Here is a 19,275-nt window from a genome sequence, read left to right on the forward strand (position 1 = left end):
CTCCCCATGCGCAATGATGTCACTCCCCTGACCCCCGGCCCTGGACAGGAGTCGGTGTGGGACTACACCCGGCCGCCCCGGGTCGAAGCCACCACCGATCGCATCCGCATCCGTTTCGGCGGCGAGACGATCGTCGACACCACGGATGCCGTGAGAGTGCTCGAGACGAGCCATCCGCCGGTCTACTACCTGCCTCGCTCCGCGTTCCCCGCGGGGTCACTGGAGAAGGCGCCGGGGGCGAGCTTTTGCGAGTTCAAGGGTGCGGCGAAGTATGTGACAGTGCGTGGCGGTTCGGCGCGCGCCGAATCCGCCGGCTGGTATTACCCCACCCCGAGCCCGGGCTACGAGCTCCTGGTTGACCGGGTGGCGGTGTATCCGTCGGCGATGGACTCGTGCGAGGTCGCCGGAGAGACCGTGACGGCACAGGCCGGAGACTTCTACGGGGGCTGGATCACCTCGCGCGTGGTCGGCCCCTTCAAGGGTGAACCCGGCACGATGGGCTGGTAGGGCTCGATACGCTCGCTCGCGCTTCCTACTCGACCCGCGGAGGTCGAGTAGGGCGCTCAGCGCCCGTATCGAGACCGGAAGGTCAGACCGAGACGGTCGCGAGCACCTCGTCGAGTACGGCGGAGGCCTCTTCGTCGGTGGAGTTCTGGGCGAGGGCGAGCTCTGAGATCAGAATCTGGCGGGCCTTGAGCAGCATCCGCTTCTCTCCGGCCGAGACACCGTGGTCCTGGTCGCGACGCCACAGGTCACGAACGACCTCGCTGACGCGGTAGACGCTTCCGCTGCCCATCTTCTCGGTGTTGGCCTTGAACCGGCGAGACCAGTTGCCCGGCTCCTCGACCATGTCACTGCGAAGCACGTCGAAGACGGCCTCGACGCCGGCGCTGTCGATGACGTCGCGCACTCCGATGAGCTCGACGTTCTCGATCGGCAATTCGATGGTCAGGTCCGTGGCGTGCACGTTGAGAGTGATGTACTCCTTCGGCTCGCCCTTGATCGTGCGGGTCTTCACCGCGGTGATCGTGGCAGCGCCGTGGTGGGGGTAGACGACAGTCTCTCCGACTTGGAAAATCATGCGGTAATGCCTTCAATCCTTGATTCTGTATCGCAGGGGCCTATCGCTCGCGACGAGAGCGCGATGGGAGCGGGTGGCTGCCTGGAGGGACATCGAGCGGTTCCACGTCCGAGACCGTATACATGATAACGCGTGTGGGCACCATTAAATTGCCAAACGGCCGGTCGGAGGCTGATCTGGCCGGGCGTAGCCTTCGATCATGACTCGAAATCTGCCCGACATCGACGTACCCGACCTCTCCGGACGACTTGCGATCGTCACCGGCGCGAACAGCGGCCTCGGCTTCGCACTCACCTCCCGACTGGCGGCCGCCGGTGCCGAAGTGGTGCTCGCCGTGCGCAACTGGGCCAAGGGAGAAGAGGCGATCGCCCGCATTCGCGCGGACGTGCCGACGGCGCGACTGAGGATGCTGCCGCTCGACCTGTCCTCGCTCGGCAACATCTCCACCTTCGCCGCCATGTTCACGGCGGAGGGCCGCGCCCTCGACCTGTTGATCAACAACGCGGGGGTGATGATGCCGCCGAAGCGCGGGACGACCGAAGACGGCTTCGAGCTGCAGTTCGGAAGCAACTATCTCGGACACTTCGCTCTCACCGCGCACCTGCTGCCCCAGCTGCGCGCCGCCGGGAGTGCCCGCGTCGTCTCTCTCAGCAGCATCCTCGCGCGCGCCGGTCGCTTCGACTGGGATGACCTCCAGGCCGAGAAGCACTACAGCCCGCAGGGCTCCTACGGCCTGTCCAAGCTGTCGATGCTGGTCTTCGCCCGCGAACTGCAGCGTCGAAGCGATGCAGCCGGGTGGGGCATCCGCAGCCTTGCCGCGCATCCCGGATCGACCCTCACCAACCTCCAGGTCACGGGGCCGCAGTCCGGCGGCACGAGCGGCGGTGCGATGACCGCGTACCTGAAGCTGACCTCGGGGATCCCCTGGCTGTGGCAACAGGCGCCGCAGGGCATCCTTCCCGCCCTGTATGCCGCGACGAGCATGGATGCGGTGGGCGGTGCGTACTACGGTCCGGGTGGATTCGCCGAGCTCACCGGCCCGCCGAAGCCCGCCGCCGTGCCGAAGCGCGCACTTTCGGCCGCCGACGCCGCCCGCCTGTGGACGGTGTCGGAGGAGCTCACCGGGGTGTCGTTCCCCGGCTGATCTCGCGGTGAAGCGTCACAGAGTGTCGGTTCATGCCGACAAGGGGCCAGATGTGACGGTTCGCGCGCGAAGACGGCGGGAAAACGGGTCAACCGCGCGCGGGATCGCTCTGCGCCGCCGCCCCGCCGGCTTTCGCACTGCCCTTTTCCGGCAGCAGCGTGTTCGCCTCCTCGAGCGACATTCCATTCGTCTCGGGGATGAAGCGGAAGACGAACAGGAACGACAGCAGCGCCATCGCGGCATAGAGCCCGTAGGTGAGCACGAGGGAGACCGCCGCGAGCGGCGGGAACGACACCGTCACGAGGAAGTTGGCGATCCACTGCGCCGCCGCGGCGACCCCGAGCGCCCGAGCCCGGATACGGGTGGGGAAGATCTCGCCGAGCAGCACCCACACCACGGGACCCCAGGATGCGCCGAAGCTCACCACGAAGACGTTGGCGACGACGAGCGCGATCGGCCCCCAGGCGCCCGGGAGCGAGGGCGCACCCTTCACGATGTCGGCCTGGCTGAAGGCCAGCGCCATGGTGGCGAGCGACACGGTCATGCCGGCGGATCCGAACAGCAGGATGGGACGGCGACCCACCCGATCGACGAGGGCGATCGCGACGAAGGTCACCGCGATGTTGGTGACAGCCGTGATCACCGAGATCGTGAAGGAGTCCTTCTCCTGGAATCCGACCGACTTCCACAGCGTGGTCGAGTAGTAGAAGATCACGTTGATGCCCACGAATTGCTGGAAGATCGACAGGATGATACCGATCCAGACGATCGGTTTGAGTCCGAAGCGATCCCCTCTGAGAGCCCCTTTCTTCGAACCCTCCTCATCGGTGTGGATCGCATCCCTCATGTCGCGGATGGCCCGCTCCACATCGTCGTCGGGCCAGATCCGGGCGAAGATCGCGCGCACGTCGTCGTCGCGCTTCTTGAGCACGAGGAATCTCGGCGACTCGGGAAGGAAGAAGGCGATCGCGCCGTAGACGACGGCCGGCACGACGCCGGCGAGGAACATCCACCGCCAGGCCTCCAGTCCGAGCCAGAACGTGGCGTCGGCCGCCCCGGCCGCGTTGGCGAACAGCGTGTCGGAGAGCAGCGCAGCGAAGATTCCGACGGTGATGGCGAGCTGTTGAAGGGACCCGAGCCGACCGCGCAATTGGCGGGGCGAGATCTCTGCGATGTAGGCCGGTGCGATCACCGATGCGATGCCGATGCCGAGCCCGCCGACGAGGCGCCAGACCACGAGGTCCCAGACTCCGATCGACAGCCCACAGCCCAGCGCGCTGGCGAGGAACAGGATCGCCCCGACGATCATCGCCGGGATGCGTCCGAAGCGGTCGGCGAGCCGACCGGCGAGGTAGGCGCCGACCGCGCATCCGATCAGGGCGCTCGCCACTGCGAAACCGGTGAGAGATGCGCCGAGCGAGAACTGCTTCTGCACGGCGTCGACCGCTCCGTTGACGACGGAGGAATCGAAACCGAAGAGGAAGCCACCGACCGCGCCGGCGATCGCGAGGGCGATGACCTTGAGGTTGGTGCGGGGGCTGGAGGTGTCTGACATCACTGGCTTTCGAACAGGAAACGGGGAACGCCTGTCACCCTACGCTCGGCTTTCATCACTAGTTCAGGGTGTGAACGAGATGCCCGGCGCTACAGTGAAGCGGTGCGGCAGGCGGTGATGGCAGGGGTGTGGGTGAGCATCCACCGGTCCACCGGTGACCGACTGCGAGACCGCGGATTCCTCGGCGCGGCGCTGGCGGAGACTCTTCCGCCGGATGCCTCGATCCCGCGTGTGCAGCAGCGGTGCGTCGACTGCGGGGGTGATCACGGGCAGCCACTCGTCGGGGACGGGGATGCCGTGTGGGCGAGTCTCACCCGCGCTGGCGGAGTCGTCGCGGTGGCGGTCAGCACCGCGGGGCCGGTGGGCATCGACCTCGAGGATCCCCTGGCGCTGGCCCACGCGCCGCTCGACGCCTTCGGATCGGACGAACTCGCTCTCATCCGCGAGTCGAGGGACTTCGCCCGCACGGCCACCCGACTCTGGACGGCGAAGGAGGCGATCCTGAAGGCCGACGGCCGCGGGCTCCGCTGCGAACCACGCGAGCTCCGGCTGGGCATCGAGCCGCTGGCCCTTCTGCGCTGGGACGACTGCCCGGTGCCGCTCGACACCGTGGTCATCGACGGTTTCGACGGGCCGGACGGGCTCGTCGGCGCGGTCGCGAACTTCAGGTGAGACGAGGAAGAGCCTTCGAGTAGACCCAGCGGCTGACGATGCCCTCGATCGCCGTCGAGCTGCCGAATTTCGCGAAGGTGTCGATGACGTCGGGAGGCGTGATGTGCCCGAAGCGCAGGCGGGATCCCAGGTCGCGCAAGGCCTCGAAGAAGGCCTCGTCGCCGATCGCTCGGCGCACCACGTGGAGGGCGAGTGCACCGCGCTTGTAGACCCGATCATCGAACAGGAGCTTCGTGCCCGGATCTCCGACGACGATGTCCTTGGGCTGGTCGTTCACCAGCGCCCAGTGAGAGCGGGCGCACTCGTTTGCGGTGGGACCACCGCTGGCTTCCGACCAGAGCCATTCGGCATAGCAGGCGAATCCCTCGTGCAGCCAGATGTCCTTCCAGCGGTTCACGGTGAGGGAGTTGCCGAACCACTGGTGGGCGAGTTCGTGGGCGATGAGCCGGTCGCAGCCATGGGTGCCATCGATGTGATTGCGGCCGAAGATGGCGAGACCGTGGGCTTCGAGCGGGATCTCCAGTTCATCCGCTGTCACGATCACTCCATAGGCCGGGAAGGGATACGGCCCGAACCGTTCCGAGAACAGCGCGATCATGTCGCCGAGACGGCTGAAATCCTCGGTGACCTCCGTGCTGAGGGCGCTCGGGTAGGAGATGGTGGTCGGTACCGCGGCATCCACCGGAAGCGCGCGATAGCGTCCGATCTGCACGGTCGCGAGGTAGGTGGCCATCGGTTCCGCAACGTCGAACTCCCAGCGCGCGCGACCGGCGCGACTCGTGCGGGAGACCTGCTCGCCGTTGGAGATCACCTGGTACACCGACTCGCAAGACACCACGATGTGGAATCTCGCCTTGTTGCTCGGGTGGTCGTTGCAGGGAAACCACGATGATGCTCCGTTGGGCTGGCTGGCCACCAGCGCGCCGTCGGCGAGCTCTTCCCAGCCGACCTCGCCCCACTCCGAGCGGATCGGATGCGGCGCGCCCCGGTATCGCACCGTCACGGTGAATTCCTCTCCAGCCACGATCGTCTCGAGCGGGGTGATCACGAGCTTGCGCGCGGTCTGCGTGACCTTGCGGGGGCGTTCGGCTCCGATGGTGACCTTCTCCACGACCAGCCCGGCGAGGTCGAGGCTGAAGCGATCGAGGTCATCTGTGGCTCGGGCGGAGATGACGGTGCTGGCGATCAGCCGGTTCGTCTCGACGCGATAGTCCAGATCGATGTCGTAGTGATCGACGAGGTAGCCGCCGTTACCGCTCGTGGGCAGGTAGTCGTCGCCCGCGGAGGGGGAACCGAGGGACGGGCGCGAAGTCTGGGGCATCAGTGCGCTCCAGTATTCCACGGCGCAGAAAGCGGCGATGCCCAGGGCGCAATCGGGTTGCCCGACCACAGCGTGCCCTCCGGCACCCGTTCTCCGCGCATGACCAGGGGTGCCGGCCCGACGGTCGCCCTCCGGTCGATGGATGCCGCGGGCAGGATCACGCTGTGCGGTCCGAGAGTCGATCCTTCGGCGAGGTTCACGGAGTCGAGTTGCATGATGCGGTCGTGGAAGAGGTGGGTCTGTACGACGCATCCGCGATTCACGGTGGAGCCGTCACCCAGAGCGACCAGGTCGGCTTCCGGTAGCCAATAGGACTCGCACCAGACCCCCCGACCGACGGAGGCACCCAGCGTGCGCAGCCAGACGGCGAGCGCCGGCGTTCCGGCGGCGTTCGCGGCGAACCACGGCCGAGCGACCATCTCGACGAAGGTATCGGAGACCTCGTTGCGCCACACGAATGACGACCAGAGCGGATGCTCCAGGGCCGCGATCCGGCCGGCGAAGGCCCATTTCGCCGCTGTGGTGATGCCGGCGGCCACCGCTCCGGCGAGCAACAGCACCACGCCGGAGAGCAGGATCGCCGCACCGGCACCGAGGGCGAGCCACAACGCCTCGAGTGCCGCGAGTACGGCGAGCGCGATCCAGCCGGTGACGAAGACGGGAGCGATGCGCAGCACCTCCCACGCGGCGCGGGCGACCCGCAGGCGCAGCGGTGGCTCGAAGGTGCGGGCCTCGTCGATGTCGCTGACGGTGCGACGGAGTCGGGAGGGCGGATTGCCCAGCCAGGACGATCCCCGTTTGGCCTTGCGCGGGGTCGCGGAGAGCACTGCTACCAGCGCGTTGCGCGGCACGGACCGACCGGGGCCCGTGATTCCGCTGTTGCCGAGGAAGGCGCGGCGGCCGATCTTCGCCCGGCCGATGCGCATCCAGCCACCGCCCAGTGCGTAGGTGGCCACCATGGTGTCGTCAGCCAGGAATGCGCCGGGGGCGATGGTGGTGAGACGCGGGATCAACAGCACCGTGGATGCCTCGACCCCCGCACCGACAGTGGCGCCGAGCATCCGAAGCCAGACCGGGGTGAAGAGGCTCGCGTAGAGCGGGAACAGGAGCGTCCGGGCGCTGTCGAGCAATCGCTCCGTGCTCCAGGCCTGCCAGCCGACGCGGCTGCGGACGGGATGGTGCCCTTCCGTCAGTCCGAGCCCCAACAGCCGCACCACAGCAACGACGAGGGCGGCGTAAGACAGTCCCGCCACGATCACGGCGAGCGGGACCGCGAGCGTCGCGCGGCCGAAGGCCTCTCCGAGGGTGACCGCCGGGCCGATGGCCGCTCCGACGACGAGCGCCCCGAGAACCACCGCGGTCGCGGGGATGGCCGAGAGTGCGAGCGAGCCGAGTCCGTAGACGATCAGCCACCGCGTTCCTCGCGGAGGGCGCGACGGCGGCCAGGCGTGCCGGGCGGAGCCGACACGTTCGGCCGGTGATCCCGCCCATCTCTCCCCCGCCGGAACCCGGCTGGAGACCGCGGCCCCCGCCTCGATCTCGGCGCCGCCCCCGACGCTGGCACCGCCGAGCATCGTGCTTCGCGTGCCGATGACGGCTCCCGCCCCGATGTGAACGGCACCGAGGCGTAGGGTGTCGCCGTCGACCCAGTACCCCGAGAGATCCACCTCGGGTTCGATGGCCGCCCGCGGCCCGATCGACAGCATGCCGGTGACGGGTGGGAGCGTGTGAAGATCGACGCCCTCCCCGATCTTCGCGCCGAGCGCGCGGGCGTAATAGCTGATCCAGGGCGCGCCGGCGAGACTTGCTCCGCCCACGAGGTGAGCCACCTGTTCGACCAACCACAGGCGCAGGTGCACGGATCCGCCGCGCGGGTAGTCGCCCGGGCGCACACCGGCGAGCAGGAGGCGGGCCGCGACCACGGTGATCGTCATCTTGCCGAGAGGCGAGACGAAGAGCACCAGCCCAGCCAGGATCCACCACCAGGAGAGGGTCGGCACGAAACTCGCACCGGTCACGGCGTCGAGCAGATTGTTGGCCGCGGCGAGATAGACCAGGTAGCGCATTCCCACCAGTGCGTGCAGAGGGACCCCGAGCAGGGTCTGGACCAACTGGCTGCGCCGGGGGGTCGGCGTGACGGTTCGCAGCGCGCGCTTCTCTGCCGGCACCCTCGCATCGAGTTCGTCCGCGAGCGAGCCGATGCGCGGATGATCGTAGATATCCGCCACCCGAGTCTGCGGATACCGCACCCGGATGGCCGAGACCAGTTGCGCGGCCGTGAGGGATCCCCCACCCTGCGCGAAGAAGTCGTCGTCCGGGCCCTCCACCGGCGTGCCGAGGATGGCGGACCACTGCCCGGCGATCCAGGCCGCGGTCTCCGACAGAGTGTCCGCAAGATCCCCGCCGACCGCGGGAAGCGGCCACGGCAGCGCCGCCCGGTCCACCTTGCCGGAGGTGCGAGTGGGGAGGGACTCCACCACGGCGAGCAACGGAACCAGAGCCGCCGGAAGCTCGGCACGCAGGAGCTCCGTTGCACCGGCCCGATCGAACTCCGTCGTGCCGTCGGCAAGGGCGAGGTAGCCCACCAACACGTGGTTGCCCGCGGGAGTCGTCTGCACGACGGCGGCGGCACCGGCGACTCCGGGAAGGCCCTGGAGCGCTGCATCGACCTCGCCGAGTTCGATCCGGCGCCCCCCGAGCTTCACCTGGTCGTCGGCGCGCCCCACGAAGATCAGGCCGACCGGGTCGTAGCGCACGAGGTCGCCGCTTCGGTAGGCCCGATCCCAACCGAGTTCGGCGAAGGGCGCATACTTCTCGGCGTCTTTGGCCGCATCGAGGTAGCGGGCGAGTCCGACCCCGCCGATGATCAGTTCGCCGATTTCTCCGGCCGCGACTCGTGCGCCAGCGGAGTCGACGACAGCGAGATCCCAGCCGTCGAGGGGTAGGCCGATGCGCACGAGGCCGGAGCCGTCGAGCACTGAGGCACAGGCGACCACCGTCGCTTCGGTCGGGCCATAGGTGTTCCACACCTCGCGTCCGCGGGAGACGATCCGGGTGACCAGCTCCGGCGGGCAGGCCTCACCGCCGAAGATGACCAGGCGCACGAGTTCGAGGGATTCCTCCGGCCAGAGAGCCGCGAGCGTGGGGACCGTGGAGACGATGGTGATGCCGTGCGCGATCAGCCAGGGGCCGAGGTCGACCCCCGAGCGCACCAGCGATCGCGGCGCCGGCACCAGGCAGGCTCCGTTGCGCCAGGCCAGCCACATCTCCTCGCACGAGGCGTCGAACGCCACGGAGAGGCCGGCGAGCACCCGATCTCCGACCCCGATGGGTTCCGCGGCGAGGAAGAGCCGAGCCTCCGCATCCACGAAGGCCGCCGCTGAGCGATGGGTGACCGCCACGCCCTTTGGCACTCCGGTGGACCCGGAGGTGAAGATGACCCAGGCGTCGTCATCCGGTGTCGGCGGGTCGATCTGGGTGAGCGCTCCGGTCTCTGGGGTGGGCGGAGTCGTGCTCGCCGACACCCGGTCCGCCGTTCCGCCGGTGCCGGCGAAGACACCGCCAGCGCCGATCACGCCCACCACCGCGGCTTCGGAGAACACGAGTTGTGCCCTCTCCTCCGGATCGTCGGCGTCCACCGGCACATAAGACGCCCCCGCCGCCAGAGTCGCGAGAATCGACACGTACAACTCGCGCGTGCCCGAAGGGATGCGGATGCCCACGCGGTCGCCCCGCGACACGCCTAGCGCGATCAGCTGTGCCGCTTGCGCGTTCACCAGCCGAAGGAGCCGCCGGTAGCTGATTGCGCCGAAGGGATCCTCAAGGGCGAGAGCGTCCGGTGTCGCTGCCGCCGTCGCCACCAGAATGTCGATCAGGGTGCGCGGCGGAGTCCGCCGATCTCCCCCGAGCAGCGGGGACTGGAGCGAACCGGGTTCGGGACGTTCCTGCTGGTCGACCGGATCGGGGGTCACTCGTCCTCCATGGTTCTGGGCGATCGGCGGGGTCAGCCGACGTGGCCCCATCGTCGCAGACCGTATTGCGTCGTGGTGACCAATGGGTGAACATCACGACGGCGACGGGCTCGCCCGGAGAGGCGGCTCAACCGCGGTCACGATCGATTTTTGGCTGATCGTCGACCGCCGTTAAGCTGCGAGCCACCCGCGGCGGCAAGGCTGGGTTCATGATCGCAATCACGCTCATGTTCGGCCTCAGCATGACGAGGGGCCTCGATGCGCTCGGCTGATACCGCGCAATCTCCCGCCATCGCCTGGGTCGAGTCTCCGCTCCAGTTGGTCGCCGCGGCGGAGTGGGCCGAGACCCAACCGCACCGGATCGTCGTTGCCCTGCGCATCACGAGCCCACAGATGCCGGCGACGGCCGCAGAACTCCTCTCCCGGGGTGCCCGCTTCGCAGAGTGCGTGCCTTACTTCGGCATCCCGTGGCAGTTGCTGTCCCGCCACCGCTCCTGGGCAGTGGGTGACGCCTTCTCCGGCCAGTTCCGACTCGCCGCCGCTGTGCGCCCGCCGCAATCCCTCACCCTTCTCGACGACGGATCGCAGGCCACCGCCATCGTCGACGCTCTCGTCGGCCGCACCAGTTTCGGGCGCCCGCACCAGCGCGATTCGGCCGCCCTCACCACTCTCGGGATCCTGGCCAGAGACCGGATGCTCGCCCTCGCCGCGCGCGACCGCCTCGAGATCGCCACCGCCTTCGAGTTCGGCGCGGTGCGCACCGTGCTGCTGAGCGATCAGCGCATCCCCGTCACCTCGCACCGTTTCGACTGGGTGCGTCGCACCGCACGGCCGATCGCCGTGCCCGGCAATCGCGTGCTGCTCGGCAGTGCCCTGCCGACGGACGGCCGGATGCCCGTCGACCGCTACCTGCGCTGGGTGCGGTCGGAGGCTGCGGACGCCCCGCTCATCTATCTGCCCCACCGCCGGGAGACTGCAGCGGTCCGGGAAGCGGTGGCCGCCATCGCCGGCGTGCGCATCTTCGACTCCGGCTTGCCCGTCGAGCTGGTACTCGCCGGCGCGCAGGAGCCGCTCGAGGTGATCACCCTACCGACGAGCGCGCGCACGACGCTCACGCACATCCTCGAGGGCACCGGCAGCAGCATCCGCACGCGCTCCCTGCACCGCGAATCGATCCGATGAGTGTGGCGACGGTGAGTCACGCCGAGTGGTTTCTCGTGGAGTCGGGCGGACTGTGTCGGTGGACGATCCGGCACCAGGTCACGGGTGAGCTGGCCGGCACCGTCACGCGCACCCCCGCCGGCTATGTGCTGACCGACGACCAGTCGCAGCGGATCGGCAGCTTCCCCACCCTCGAGCGGGCGCTCGACGGGCTCTACGACTTCGTCTGACCCACGCCCGCGAGAGCATCCGGGCTCAGGATGCCTCCCGGCGGAGGGAATGACCGAGGGTGGACTTTAACAGGAATCTCAACGCGTCCTCGACGGAGTCGAAGTGACCGATGGGCCGGTCGAGCCAGTCCATCAGCTCGAAACCGTCGCTCGTTCGCCAGACCTGCCCCGCGATCAGGAGAGTGCCGTGATGTTGCACATCCCAGCGTCCCTGGCCCGCCTCGACAAGGTCGAATGCCTCCGCGTAATTCATGTCCTGGGCTCCTTCCGACGGTAGAGCGCACCTTCGATCACGCCACGCTAGGCGACGTGCGTTAACGCCGACCGACCGGCGGGTTAAGACATCGCCCGGGTCCGCCGACCGCGCGCATTGACGGTCCCCGCTGCAGGGCGCACACTTGCGATATGCCCCCACTGTCAACGGAAGCCGCTGTCGGAAGAATCGTCGACCGCCTTGCGCTCCGTTTTCCGACCACCAAGCGGGAGCACATCGCGTCCACTGTCGCCGAGGAATACGCTGCGCTATCCGGTAGCCGCATCACCACGTACATCCCGAACCTCGTCGAACACGGCGCCAGATCGCGCTTGCAGCACGAGGTTCACCCCCTGCACCGGGATGTTCGTCCGCTCGCGCCGGCCGCCTGACACCGTCTCCTGTGCGTGACGGCTCGTCGCGTCGGCACCGCCGCCCGCGTCTGGACGCAGACGATGCGCCGCGAGGCGGGCAGCCTGATCTGCCACTGACCGCGAAGGTGAACAGCGAGCGAATGTCAACTGAACACTGCGGGTTGACGGCCCGGGCCTCCGGGCGCAACAATCGTCCCATGGATCAGGTGCAGGAGGACCAGGGCATCGCCAAGGTCATCGACCGGCTGGCGGAGCGGTTCCCGGCCCTCGATCGCGCACGGGTCGAGCAGGTGGTCGCGGATACACGCTCGTTGCTCGACGGCAACCCGATCCGGGACTACGTCCCGGTGCTCGTCGAACGCACCGCGAGAGACCAGCTCCGCCGCATCGCGGCCGGCGATCCGTCCCTGGCGCTGGTCCGCTGATCCGTTCCCAGACCTTTCTTCCTGTCGGGGGAATACTGCAGACTGTGAGAATGCTCTCTTAGAGGTCGCTCGGCTCGCTCAACCGGGCCTCGCATCATCCAGCATCCCCCCTGCACCTCCGGGCACCGCGGCCCACGCGCTCACCTCTGCGCCGCCGGCCCCACCAACGACCAGCCTCTTCCGACGGGAATCACGATGACCAGCACCGTCTCGACCGAATCCACCGCACTTCACGGCGAACCAGACGCCGCGCTCGGCGCGCGCAATCGCGTGGTGATCTTCCTGCTGCTGATCTCCGTGTTCGTCATGATCCTCAATGAGACGATCATGGGCGTCGCGCTTCCCACGCTCACCAAGGACCTCGGCATCACCCCGAGCGCCGCGCAGTGGCTCACGGCGGCGTTCCTGCTCACGATGGCCGTCATCATCCCGATCACGGGTTTCCTGCTGCAGCGCTTCCACACCCGACCGCTCTTCATCGCGGCCATGGGGCTCTTCACGCTCGGCACACTGATCGCGGCGGTCGCCCCCGGTTTCGAAATCCTGCTTGTGGCCCGCATCGTCCAGGCGAGCGGAACCGCGATCATGTTCCCGCTGTTGATGACCACCGTGATGAACCTGGTCCCGGCGGCCACCCGCGGACAGATGATGGGCAACATCTCGATCGTCATCTCCGTCGCGCCGGCCATCGGACCGACGATCTCGGGTCTCATCCTCAGTGTGCTCGACTGGCGGTTCATGTTCATCCTCGTGCTGCCGATCGCGATCGCCGCCCTCATCGTCGGCGCGAGCCTCATCACCAATGTGACCGAACCGGCTGCCACCCGCATCGACCTGCTCTCGGTCGTGCTCTCCGCCCTCGGTTTCGGTGGCCTGGTCTTCGGCCTCAGCAACCTCGGCACCGCGACCACCCCCCTCGAGACCTGGCTGCCGTTGGCGATCGGTGCCGCGGCGCTCGCCAGCTTCATCCTTCGCCAAGTGCGCCTGCAGCGCCGCGATCGTGCCCTACTAGACCTTCGCACGTTCAAGACCCGCGACTTCACCTTCTCGATCGTGATGTTCGCGATCAGCATGATGGCGATGTTCGGCGCCATCGTGTTGTTGCCGTTCTATCTCGTCGGGGTGCTGCACGTTCCGGTGATCACCGTCGGCCTGCTCTTGCTTCCGGGAGGTCTCATCATGGGCCTCCTCGCGCCCATCGTCGGTCGCATCTACGACCGCGTCGGCCCGACCGTGCTGCTCATCGTGGGTTCGAGCATCGTGAGTGCCGATCTCTGGGCGATGAGGATGCTCGACGAGAACAGCTCGTTCCTGTGGGTGCTCGCCGCCCATGTTGCACTGAGCATCGGCCTCGCCCTGCTCTTCACTCCCCTGTTCACTGCGAGCCTCGGATCCCTCAAGCCGGAACTGTACTCACACGGCAGCGCCATCGTCGGCACCGTGCAACAGCTCGCCGGCGCGGCAGGAACCGCTCTCTTCGTCACGGTGATGTCCGCGCAGGCGGCCACGCTGATGGCATCCGGAGCCTCCCCCGAGTCGGCGACGGCGGCCGGCATCCACGTCGCCTTCACCTATGGTGCGATAATCTCGCTCTTCGCGATTCCCGCCGCCTTCTTCGTGCGCAAGCAGCGCACAGACGAAAGCCCGCAGGCACCGGCGCAGCTCGCCTCGCACTGATCGCCGCCGCACGGGAGCGCCCAGTTCCTCGGATACAGTACTCACAGAAGCTCGAGGAGAACACACACAGCATGGGCAGTTTGGTGTATGGGAATTCCACCATCGAGGTGGCGTTCGACGATCGAGCGCTCATGCATCTTCAGATCGTGATCACCAACAAGCTCCGGCGCAACGAGAGCTTCATCTTCACCTGGGTGAATGCTCCAGAGCTCGGCAGCGGTCGCAGCACCATCTGGCTGGATCCGAGCAGCACCCTGTTCTACCGTTACTCCGGCAGCCGCATCCCGAGCATCAACCGCGAGTGGATCGAGGTGCTCATGCTCTCGGCCAACAGCGCGAGCGGCCTGTTCTTCACCCCGGAACCTCCGAGCGGGATGAGCTCATGACATCGCCAGTTCCACTCTCTTCTCACTTTTCCCGACGGATCGCAAGGCCCTCCCGTAGCGCCGCGACCAGGGCGCACACTGGAGAGTGATGATTCCTGCAAGCACCGCTCCCTGGAACGCGACACTCACCCAGCCGGAGTACCTGCTGTCGTTGTATTTCCTGGTGATCGCGGGCCTCGCCCTGTTCGCGGGATTCCTGCTCACCTGGACGACACGCAACGAGGTGGGCTCGCGCTATCGCGGCGCTGTCGTCGCGCGCCTGAGTATCACTATCGTCGCGAGCCTCAGTTATGTGCTCATCGTCGTGGAGTTCCTGCGCGGGTATGACGCCACGGGCAACGGCTATCGTCCCAATGCCGAGGCGATCCTGGCCTTCGCGCCGCGTTTCATGGACTGGTCGATCACGGTGCCCCTCCTCACCGTCGAACTGCTCGCCGTCTGCACCCTGGTGGGCGCCGCGGCCCGGCGCACGCAATGGCTGGCGGGGGGCGGTGCGTTCCTCATGATCTTCACCGGATTCCTCGGGACATTCATCTTCGGAGGCGGTGAGGACACCGCCCAGCTCCTGCTGTGGGGTGCGATCAGCGGCGTGTTCTGGATCTTCACCACGATTGTTCTCATTCGGTCCGTACGAGCCTCCGCGGTGATACTCACCCCGGAGGCGGCGCAGCTGCTGCGCCAGGCCACCGGGCTGCTGCTCGGCGGGTGGGCGATCTATCCGCTGGTCTTCGTCATCCACGTCTTCGCCTTCGGCGGTGGCTGGACGACGACCATGCAGGTCGCGCTGTGTGCCACCGACGTCGTGGTGAAGATCGGATTCGGCGGCCTGGTTCATCGAATCGCGAAGCTGCGGACCGCCGAAGACGTGCGAGCGGGCGATGACGTGCACCCCGAATCCATCTGGATCTCCTCGATCAAGCAGTCGGATGCGGGCGCGGCTCGCGAGGTCTACCTCTCCGAGGGGGCGATCATCCACCCTCGCCGAAGCCGGCCCCCGTTGAACGCCGCCGTTGCCGCGGCACCGGATCCGGAACTGCCCGAACTCGACGACTGAACCGGCGGCACCGTCCGCCTACCGCTCATCGGGCTCGATAAGTCAAATTTGAGTTCACAGGTGCGCTCGTTAGGGTTATGGGCGGCGTCCACCCCCCAAACGGGGGGCGCGTTTCGATCAAGAAACGTGTGAGGTGTTGCCCATGTGGGATTTTATCCAGAGTCATTTCGACCAGATCGCGTTCTCGTCGTGGCAACATCTGAGCCTCGTGGTCCAGTGCCTGGTGCTGGCGAGCATCATCGCCGTCGGTCTGGCCGCGCTCGCCTACCGCAGCAGAGCGCTCAGTTCGGCGGCCAACACGCTTTCCGCGATCGGCCTCACCTTCCCCGCCTTCGCTCTCGTCGGGATCGTGATCGCACCCTTGGGATTCGGCGTTCCCCCGGCGGTCGCGGTCGTCACGTTCTTCGCGATCCTGCCGATCCTGCGCAACACCGTCGTGGGACTGAATGGTGTCGACCCGGCGATCGTCGAATCGGCGCGCGGCATCGGAATGGGGCGCGTTCGCACCTTCCTCCAGGTTGAACTTCCTCTCGCCTGGCCCGTGATCCTCGGCGGCATCCGTGTTTCGGCGCAGATGGTCATGGGGATCGCCGCCGTCGCGGCCTACGTGCTCGGCCCGGGTCTCGGCGGGTTCATCTTCTCCGGGCTCTCCCGTCTCGGCGGCGCCAATTCGCTCGAGTCGGTGCTCACCGGCGTCTTCGGCGTTGTCATCCTCGCCCTCATCCTCGATCTCGTTCTCGTCGGCGTCGGCCGGCTCACCACACCAAGGGGTATCCGTGTCTGAAACCATCGCAACTGAAACCACCGCGGTCAGCGGCAAATCGATCATGCTCGAGGGCGTCACCAAGCACTATCCCGGCCAGAAGTCGCCCGCGGTCGACGGCATCACCCTCGAGATCCCTGCCGGCAAGATCGTCATGCTCGTCGGGCCCTCCGGCTGCGGCAAGACGACGACCCTCAAGATGATCAACCGCCTGATCGAGCCGAGCGATGGTCGTATCGTGCTTGGCGGAGAAGACGTGACCGATATCGACGGCGATGAACTCCGCCGGCGCATCGGGTACGTCATCCAGGCCGGCGGACTCTTCCCTCACCTCACCGTCGCGGCGAATATCGCGATCGTGCCGAAGATGCTCGGCTGGGACAAGAAGCGCATCGCCGATCGCGTCGACGAGCTTCTCGAACTGGTGTCTCTCGACCCGAAAGACTATCGCGACCGCTTCCCCAAGGAGCTCTCCGGTGGGCAGCAGCAGCGCGTCGGTGTTGCGCGCGCTCTCGCCGCGGACCCGCCGGTGCTGCTCATGGATGAGCCATTCGGAGCCGTCGACCCGATCACCCGCCAGCGGCTGCAGGACGAACTGCTCCGCATCCAGGAGGAGCTCCAGAAGACCATCGTCATCGTTACCCACGACTTCGACGAAGCCGTGAAGCTCGGTGACTGGATCGTCGTCTTCAGCGACGGCGCCCGCATCGTGCAGTACGACACGCCCGAACGGATCCTGGCCGAGCCCGCCAATGAGTTCGTCGAGAACTTCATCGGATCCGGCGCCGGTCTCAAGCAGCTCACCCTGAGCCGGGTGAATGATGTCACTCTGGCGGATGCCGTGCTCGCCCACCCCGGCGAGATCGCCTCAGAGGTGCTCGCCCGCGCCGTCGCAGCGAAGCACAACCACGTGGTCGTCATCGACGAGCGTGAGCGCCCGATCCAATGGTTGTCCCGCCGGCAATTGTCCCGTCTGGAGACGATCTCCGCCGGGCGAGAGGACCGCCTACCGGTGGTCGGCAGCCGTGCCACCCTCAATGACGCGCTCGACACCATGCTGGTCTCCAGTGCCGGGGCTGCGCTCGTCACTGGTAAGCGCGACAGGTTCCTCGGCGTGATCGATGTGGAGACGGTGATGGCGGCGATCACCTCTGCGCGCGCCTCGGCGGCCGCATCCGCCGCCGCGCCGACCGGCACGAATTCGGGCGAGATCCCCGTGGTCGCCGGCGCGGCCGCCACCGGAACGGTCGCCGCATGACCGCCGTCATCACTGACACGTCGTCGCCGGGGATCTCCCCGGCCCGTGTTCCGTCAGCGGTTCACTCCTCATCCTGGCGTGGACTCATCGTGCAGCCGATCGCCATCCTCGTCGTGCTCGCCGGATTCGTCGTCTGGCTCAACGTCGCACCGATCACAGCGACGGAGCGCACCACTCTCGCTCCGGACGCCCTCTGGGCCGCCACGCTCCAGCACCTCTCGCTCACCTTCGTCTCCGCTGCGATCGTGCTGGCCATCGCCATCCCGCTGGGAGTGCTTCTCACCCGGCCGAGGTTCCGGCGACTCGGGCTGCCGATCCTCGCCATCGCGAACTTCGGGCAGGCGGCTCCCGCGATCGGACTCGTGGTGTTGCTCGCGATCTTCATCACCTCCGGCTACTGGGCGTCGATCCTCGCCCTGGTGCTCTATGCGGCACTTCCCGTGCTGCGCAACACCATGATCGGCGTGCGCGGGGTCGACGAGCGCCTGGTCGAGGCCGGACGCGGCATGGGGATGAGCGCGGTCGCGGTGCTCTTCCGCATCGAGCTGCCGCTCGCGGTGCCGGTGATGCTCGCGGGCATCCGCACCGCCCTCGTGCTGCTTGTGGGCACCGCTGCCCTCGCGGCGTTCGTCAACGGTGGCGGCCTCGGCATCCTCATCGTCACCGGCGTCAACCTCTACCTCTACAGCGTGCTCGTCTCCGGGGCGCTGCTCATCGCGCTTCTCGCGCTCGCCATCGACTGGCTCGGACGCATCGTCGAGCAGGTCGCCCGTCCGAAGGGACTGTGATGAAACGCACCGCCATTGATCGTCTCGGGCGCTCCGTCGCCGTCGTCGCCGCCGGAATGCTCGCACTCACCGGATGCGGCCTGCAGCCGGCCACCGCTTACGTGCCGGAGGTCTCTCGCGGATCGATCGCGCCGCTCGATCTCCCTGCCGGGGCCTCGCTCACCGTCACCTCGAAGAACTTCACCGAGCAGCTCATCCTCGGAAAGATCGCCGTGATCGCCGCGAAGGCCGCTGGGTTCTCCGTGACCGACCTCACCAACGTGCCCGGCAGCGTTCCCGCCCGGCAGCTGATGACCTCCGCGGGCGCCGACATGATGTGGGAGTACACCGGCTCGGCCTGGCTCACCTATCTCGGCAAGGCGAAGGGCATTCCCGACAAGCAGGGGCAGTACCTTGCCGTGAAGAAGGCGGATGCCGCGAACGGCCTGACCTGGCTCGAGCCGGCGCCGCTCAACAACACCTACGCCCTCGCCATCCGCTCGGAGGAGGGGGAGAAGCTGGGAATCACGAAGCTGTCCCAGATCTCGACCCTCCCGGTCGCGGACCGCACCTTCTGCGTCGAACCGGAGTTCAACTCTCGCGTCGACGGACTGAACCCGATGCTCAAGGCCTACGGCCTCACCCGCGGCAAGGCCAGCAGCGTTCCGGCCTCCGCGGTGAAGGTCTTCGATACCGGAGCCGTCTACACGGCGACCGATCGCGGCACCTGCAACTTCGGCGAGGTGTACACGACTGACGGACGCATCAACAAGCTCAAGCTCACCGTGCTCGAGGACGACAAGGCCTTCTTCCCCGCCTACAACGTCGCTGCGGTACTGAACTCTGACGCCCTCGCGAAGTACCCGGGACTCGCGGGTGTCTTCGACAAGATCTCCCCGCGGATCACCGAGACGACCCTGCGCAAGCTCAACCTGCGGGTGGATGACGGCGGAGAAGAGCCGGCCGACGTCGCCCACGAGTTCATGGTGAAGAACGGATTCATCGGCCCGGATAAGTAAGGGCGGCTCTCGCGCTGCGCGCGCTGACTGCGGCGACTGTGCTGACTGCGGAGATCGCGCTGTCTCCGCTGCGGGCGCTGAGTGCGGCGGCTTCGCCGCCGGCGCCGGCAAGCGCTGCAGGCTCGGGTTGTGCAGGACAGCGTCCTGCGTAACCGCGGAACCCC

19 protein-coding genes are annotated in these 19,275 nt (G+C 67.5%); 14 read left to right on the forward strand and 5 right to left on the reverse strand.

Features of this window, described 5'->3' with window-relative positions:
* The first annotated feature begins 6 nt into the window (after window positions 1-6).
* Window positions 7-507 carry a DUF427 domain-containing protein gene (locus VLI63_RS03630; protein ID WP_409155550.1) on the forward strand — a complete coding sequence of 167 codons (501 nt, stop codon included), beginning with the start codon at window positions 7-9 and terminating at the stop codon, window positions 505-507.
* Between the two features lie 82 nt (window positions 508-589).
* Here the strand turns inward: VLI63_RS03630 and VLI63_RS03635 are convergent, their stop codons facing one another.
* Complete coding sequence (locus VLI63_RS03635; RefSeq protein WP_185201090.1) at window positions 590-1,081, reverse strand: CarD family transcriptional regulator; 492 nt, start codon at window positions 1,079-1,081, stop codon at window positions 590-592.
* 199 nt (window positions 1,082-1,280) lie between these two features.
* Between VLI63_RS03635 and VLI63_RS03640 the strand changes: the two genes are divergently transcribed.
* Window positions 1,281-2,225, forward strand: coding sequence for an SDR family oxidoreductase (locus VLI63_RS03640; protein ID WP_409155551.1), 945 nt, complete (start codon window positions 1,281-1,283; stop codon window positions 2,223-2,225).
* An 88-nt stretch (window positions 2,226-2,313) separates the two neighbouring features.
* Here the strand turns inward: VLI63_RS03640 and VLI63_RS03645 are convergent, their stop codons facing one another.
* Window positions 2,314-3,780 (reverse strand): sugar porter family MFS transporter, encoded by a 1,467-nt coding sequence (locus VLI63_RS03645; protein WP_409155552.1) that lies wholly within the window; start codon window positions 3,778-3,780, stop codon window positions 2,314-2,316.
* Between the two features lie 102 nt (window positions 3,781-3,882).
* On the opposite strand from VLI63_RS03645, the gene VLI63_RS03650 reads away from it, so the two are divergent.
* Window positions 3,883-4,452, forward strand: coding sequence for a 4'-phosphopantetheinyl transferase family protein (locus tag VLI63_RS03650; protein ID WP_409155553.1), 570 nt, complete (start codon window positions 3,883-3,885; stop codon window positions 4,450-4,452).
* Here VLI63_RS03650 and VLI63_RS03655 read toward each other — a convergent pair.
* Together VLI63_RS03655 and VLI63_RS03660 are read right to left on the reverse strand one after the other, a co-directional pair.
* A complete protein-coding gene (locus tag VLI63_RS03655) occupies window positions 4,445-5,773 on the reverse strand; it encodes a M1 family metallopeptidase (protein WP_409155554.1) in 1,329 nt (442 codons plus the stop codon). The genes VLI63_RS03650 and VLI63_RS03655 overlap by 8 nt on opposite strands.
* A complete protein-coding gene (locus tag VLI63_RS03660) occupies window positions 5,773-9,744 on the reverse strand; it encodes a Pls/PosA family non-ribosomal peptide synthetase (protein WP_409155555.1) in 3,972 nt (1,323 codons plus the stop codon). Before VLI63_RS03660 ends, VLI63_RS03655 begins: the two co-directional genes overlap by 1 nt.
* 258 nt (window positions 9,745-10,002) lie before the next feature.
* Here VLI63_RS03660 and VLI63_RS03665 point away from each other — a divergent pair, with 258 nt between their 5' ends.
* A complete protein-coding gene (locus VLI63_RS03665; RefSeq protein ID WP_409155556.1) occupies window positions 10,003-10,926 on the forward strand; it encodes a hypothetical protein in 924 nt (307 codons plus the stop codon).
* Complete coding sequence (locus tag VLI63_RS03670) at window positions 10,923-11,135, forward strand: hypothetical protein (RefSeq protein WP_354574844.1); 213 nt, start codon at window positions 10,923-10,925, stop codon at window positions 11,133-11,135. The genes VLI63_RS03665 and VLI63_RS03670 overlap by 4 nt, the downstream gene beginning before the upstream one ends.
* Window positions 11,136-11,160: 25 nt before the next feature.
* Here the strand turns inward: VLI63_RS03670 and VLI63_RS03675 are convergent, their stop codons facing one another.
* Window positions 11,161-11,388: a hypothetical protein gene (locus VLI63_RS03675; protein WP_409155557.1), complete on the reverse strand. Its 228-nt coding sequence runs from the start codon at window positions 11,386-11,388 to the stop codon at window positions 11,161-11,163.
* Window positions 11,389-11,540: 152 nt separating this feature from the next.
* Here VLI63_RS03675 and VLI63_RS03680 point away from each other — a divergent pair, with 152 nt between their 5' ends.
* From VLI63_RS03680 to VLI63_RS03720, 9 genes are all read left to right on the forward strand, one after another.
* On the forward strand, window positions 11,541-11,780 hold the full coding sequence (locus VLI63_RS03680; RefSeq protein WP_409155558.1) for a three-helix bundle dimerization domain-containing protein: 240 nt from the start codon (window positions 11,541-11,543) through the stop codon (window positions 11,778-11,780).
* 179 nt (window positions 11,781-11,959) lie between these two features.
* Window positions 11,960-12,187 carry a three-helix bundle dimerization domain-containing protein gene (locus VLI63_RS03685; RefSeq protein ID WP_409155559.1) on the forward strand — a complete coding sequence of 76 codons (228 nt, stop codon included), beginning with the start codon at window positions 11,960-11,962 and terminating at the stop codon, window positions 12,185-12,187.
* A gap of 195 nt (window positions 12,188-12,382) precedes the next feature.
* Window positions 12,383-13,864, forward strand: coding sequence for an MDR family MFS transporter (locus VLI63_RS03690; protein ID WP_409155560.1), 1,482 nt, complete (start codon window positions 12,383-12,385; stop codon window positions 13,862-13,864).
* A 71-nt stretch (window positions 13,865-13,935) separates the two neighbouring features.
* Window positions 13,936-14,250, forward strand: coding sequence for an ATP-dependent DNA ligase (locus tag VLI63_RS03695; protein WP_354574839.1), 315 nt, complete (start codon window positions 13,936-13,938; stop codon window positions 14,248-14,250).
* Window positions 14,251-14,338: 88 nt separating this feature from the next.
* On the forward strand, window positions 14,339-15,304 hold the full coding sequence (locus VLI63_RS03700; protein WP_409155767.1) for a bacteriorhodopsin: 966 nt from the start codon (window positions 14,339-14,341) through the stop codon (window positions 15,302-15,304).
* 142 nt (window positions 15,305-15,446) lie between these two features.
* Window positions 15,447-16,088, forward strand: a complete 642-nt coding sequence (locus tag VLI63_RS03705) for an ABC transporter permease (protein ID WP_409155561.1) — start codon at window positions 15,447-15,449, stop codon at window positions 16,086-16,088.
* Window positions 16,081-17,325, forward strand: coding sequence for an ATP-binding cassette domain-containing protein (locus VLI63_RS03710; RefSeq protein ID WP_409155562.1), 1,245 nt, complete (start codon window positions 16,081-16,083; stop codon window positions 17,323-17,325). The genes VLI63_RS03705 and VLI63_RS03710 overlap by 8 nt, the downstream gene beginning before the upstream one ends.
* Window positions 17,322-18,113, forward strand: a complete 792-nt coding sequence (locus VLI63_RS03715) for an ABC transporter permease (RefSeq protein WP_409155563.1) — start codon at window positions 17,322-17,324, stop codon at window positions 18,111-18,113. The genes VLI63_RS03710 and VLI63_RS03715 overlap by 4 nt, the downstream gene beginning before the upstream one ends.
* Entirely contained in the window at window positions 18,113-19,111 is a 999-nt protein-coding gene (locus tag VLI63_RS03720) for a glycine betaine ABC transporter substrate-binding protein (protein ID WP_409155564.1), read from the forward strand. The genes VLI63_RS03715 and VLI63_RS03720 overlap by 1 nt, the downstream gene beginning before the upstream one ends.
* Window positions 19,112-19,275 lie beyond the last annotated feature (164 nt).

Source organism: Lacisediminihabitans sp. H27-G8 (genome assembly GCF_046156175.1).
Taxonomy (GTDB): domain Bacteria; phylum Actinomycetota; class Actinomycetes; order Actinomycetales; family Microbacteriaceae; genus Lacisediminihabitans.